Genomic DNA, 3,022 nt, shown 5'->3' on the forward strand with positions numbered 1-3,022 from the left:
CCGCGTCCAGCGACGCGGAATTCATGCAGTAGCGCAGCCCTGTGTCGGAGGGACCATCGGGGAATACATGGCCGAGGTGGGCACCGCACTGGCTGCAGACAGTCTCGGTGCGCACCATGCCATGGCTGCGGTCCACGATTTCGGTGATGGCGCCTGGGATGGCGCGGTCGAAGCTGGGCCAGCCGCAGCCGGCGTCGAACTTGGTATCGGAGTCGAAAAGCTTGGCGCCGCAGCAGATGCAGTGGTAGCTGCCATCGGCCCAGAACTGCTCATAGCGGCCTGTGAAGGGGCGCTCGGTGGCCGCGTGGCGCGTCACCTGGAAGGCGGCGGGCTCGGCGCCCTTGGCCTGCAGCTCGGCCTGCCATTCCTGCTCGGTCTTGTGGATGGGAAAGCTCATGATGAACAGCTGATCTCGATGGAGGAAGCCCAGTCGGGCGGGAAGCCTGCCCATTCGGCATGCTCGGCGTGGGGTGCGAACGGGGTCTGCAGCACGGCCAGCAGCTGGCGCACCGCGGTGAAGTCGCCCTGCTTGGCTGCGCGGATGGTGATTTCTCCCAGGTGGTTGCGCAGCACGAAGCGCGGATTCGATTCTTGCATCAGCGCGGCCGCTGCCGTGCCATCCACGGTCGCAAGCTGCCGTACGTAGCCTGCCGCCCAGGCGTCGAAGGCGGGCCGGTCCAGCACCAGGTCGCGCACGGGCTCCAGGTCGGGCTCGGTGCCGCCGGCTGTGGCCACGGCATCGGTCAGGCGGCTGAAGAAGATGGTGTAGTCCACGGCGTTGTCGGCCATGAGCTGCAGCAGCGGGTTCACCAGGGCGGCAAAGCGCGCCTCGGCAGGCGGCGTGCCGGGAGCATCTTCGGGCAGGCCCAGCTTGCGCAGCATGAGAGAGCCATAGGCCTGCGGAAACACCTGCTTGTACGACTCCAGCGCCGCAATGGTCAGCTCCTCTTCGCCGATCAGCGGCAGCAGGGCCTGGCCCAGGCAGTACAGGTTCCAGTACGCGACCTGGGGCTGGCGGTTGAAGGCGTAGCGGCCCTGGGTGTCGCTGTGGTTGCAGATATGGCCGGGGTCGAAGGCGTCGAGGAACTGGAAGGGACCGTAGTCGATGGTCAGGCCCAGGATGCTCATGTTGTCCGTGTTCATCACGCCATGGCAAAAGCCCACCGCCTGCCAGTGCGCCAGCAGCCGCGCCGTGCGCTCGCTCACGGCCTGCAGGAAGTTGGCGTAGGCGTTGCCGGCCAGTGCCTCGGCCGTGCGGCATTCGGGGTAGTAGCGGTCGATCACGTAGTCGGCCAGCTGGCGCAGCGGCGCCATCTGGTCGCGCGCCGCAAAGTGCTCGAAGTGGCCAAAGCGTATGAAGCTGGGCGCCACGCGCGCCACCACGGCGGCGGTCTCGATCTCTTCGCGGCGAATGGGGGCGGGCGATCCGGTCACGCTCAGCGCGCGCGTGGTGGGAATGCCCAGGGCGTGCATGGCTTCGCTGCACAGGAATTCACGGATGGACGAACGCAGCACGGCGCGTCCGTCGCCCATGCGCGAGTAGGGCGTGCGGCCCGCGCCCTTGAGCTGGATTTCCTGGCCCGAGGCGGTCTCGCCCAGCAAGATGGCACGGCCGTCGCCGAGCTGGCCGGCCCAGACACCGAACTGGTGGCCGCTGTAGACGCTGGCCAGCGGATGGCTGCCGGGCAGCACGGTATTGCCGGTGAGCGCCTGCAGGGCCTCATCGCAGGCCAGCCATTGCGGGTCCAGGCCCAGCAGCTCGGCAGTGCCGGTGCTGGTGGCGATCCAGTGCGGCTCGGGCAGCGGCGTGGGGCGCAGATGGGTGAAGAAGTCGGGGCCCAGGGCGGCGAAGCCATCCTGCCAGGAGATGGGAAGGCGCGGGGAGGTCGCCGGAGCCCGGCCTTCGGCGGCAGCGTGCAGGTTCATGCGGGAATTGTCCCCCAGCGCCTATGCCCCGTGGGACGCAAGGTTCATGCGCGCATTCACCGCATGCATTCACGCACGCAGTTGCTGCCGGTACTGGCCCGGCGGCATGCCGAACCATCGGCGGCAGGCGCGAAAGAGGTTGCTCTGGTCCACGAAGCCCAGCAGGTCGGCCACCTCGGCCAGGCTGTGGCGCGGCTCGCCCAGGTACTGCCGGGCCAGCTCGCGGCGGGTGTCATCCAGCAATTGCTGGTAGCTGGTGCTCTCGGCCTGCAGGCGGCGCTGCAAGGTACGGTCGGTCAGGCCCAGCACTGCGGCCACTTCCTCGCGGCGCGGCTCGCCCTGGGGCAGCAGGCGCGCAATCTCATGGCGCACGCGGGCGCCCACGCCGGCCTGGCCCAGCTGGTCCAGCTCGGACTCGACCAGTTTTTCGTGCAGGGCCAGCAGTTCGGGGTTGTGCGTCGGGATGGGCGCGAGCAGGTCGTCTTGCGACAGCAGGAAGCGGTTGGCGCGCTCGCCAAAGCGCGGCAGCAGGCCGAAGGCCTGTCGGTAGCGGGCCTCATGCAGGGGCAAGGGCGCCTGGGCCATGAATTCCACGGCCAGCGGCTGGACATCGCGCCGCGTCAGCCAGCTGCACAGCACCAGCAGCGTGAGCACGGCGAACTCCACGCGCTGGCGTGGCACGGCGCGCGTGGCGCCGATGTGGTGTATGGACAGCCAGTGGCCGCGCGCATCGCGCTCCAGCGTGAAGGCGGTGGCGTCCGAGATCACGGCCATGTGGCGCTCCAGGTCACGAAAGCCCGCCAGCAGGTGCGGGCTCGAAGCCAGCGAGTAGCCCACCAGGTCGATGTTGCCGTGGCGCGCGGCCAGCTGCCGGTCCAGGCCCAGCGTGGGATTGGCCGACTGCGCCACGGCCAGCTCCCACAGCCGGCTCACGCGGTCCACATCGATGCGGGTCTGCGAATGCTGCAGTGCGGCAAGGTCGATGTTGGCCTCCTCACTCAGCCTTTCCACGGCCAGCCCCTCGGCGGCCATCATGTCCAGGATGCCCCGCACCCATGCGGCGGAGCTGCTGCGCTGCGTTGTCATGGCCACGCGG

The 3,022-nt window shown here is 69.0% G+C and carries 3 protein-coding genes; all 3 read right to left on the reverse strand.

Translation table 11 applies throughout. The annotated features are described in order from the left end of the window. Positions 1–397: peptide-methionine (R)-S-oxide reductase MsrB (msrB, locus tag L995_RS21125; protein ID WP_047473493.1), on the reverse strand; the 397-nt coding region annotated here is incomplete at its 3' end. Beyond that, positions 394–1,926, reverse strand: a complete 1,533-nt coding sequence (locus tag L995_RS21130; protein WP_047473495.1) for a protein adenylyltransferase SelO — start codon at positions 1,924–1,926, stop codon at positions 394–396. The genes L995_RS21130 and msrB, both read right to left, overlap by 4 nt. A 69-nt stretch (positions 1,927–1,995) precedes the next feature. Next, the gene (locus L995_RS21135) at positions 1,996–3,012 is read right to left on the reverse strand and encodes an AraC family transcriptional regulator (protein ID WP_016446746.1); all 1,017 of its coding nucleotides are present in this window, start codon (positions 3,010–3,012) and stop codon (positions 1,996–1,998) included. Positions 3,013–3,022 lie beyond the last annotated feature (10 nt).

The sequence above is a fragment of the Delftia sp. ZNC0008 genome (assembly GCF_000799035.1).
GTDB classification, from domain to species: domain Bacteria; phylum Pseudomonadota; class Gammaproteobacteria; order Burkholderiales; family Burkholderiaceae_C; genus Comamonas; species Comamonas tsuruhatensis.

What these genes read in the sequence shown, in the direction of transcription:
- L995_RS21130 (WP_047473495.1), bottom strand. Translation starts at nt 1,926, where the DNA reads ATGAACCTGCACGCTGCCGCCGAAGGCCGGGCTCCGGCGACCTCCCCG.
- L995_RS21135 (WP_016446746.1), bottom strand. Translation starts at nt 3,012, where the DNA reads ATGACAACGCAGCGCAGCAGCTCCGCCGCATGGGTGCGGGGCATCCTG.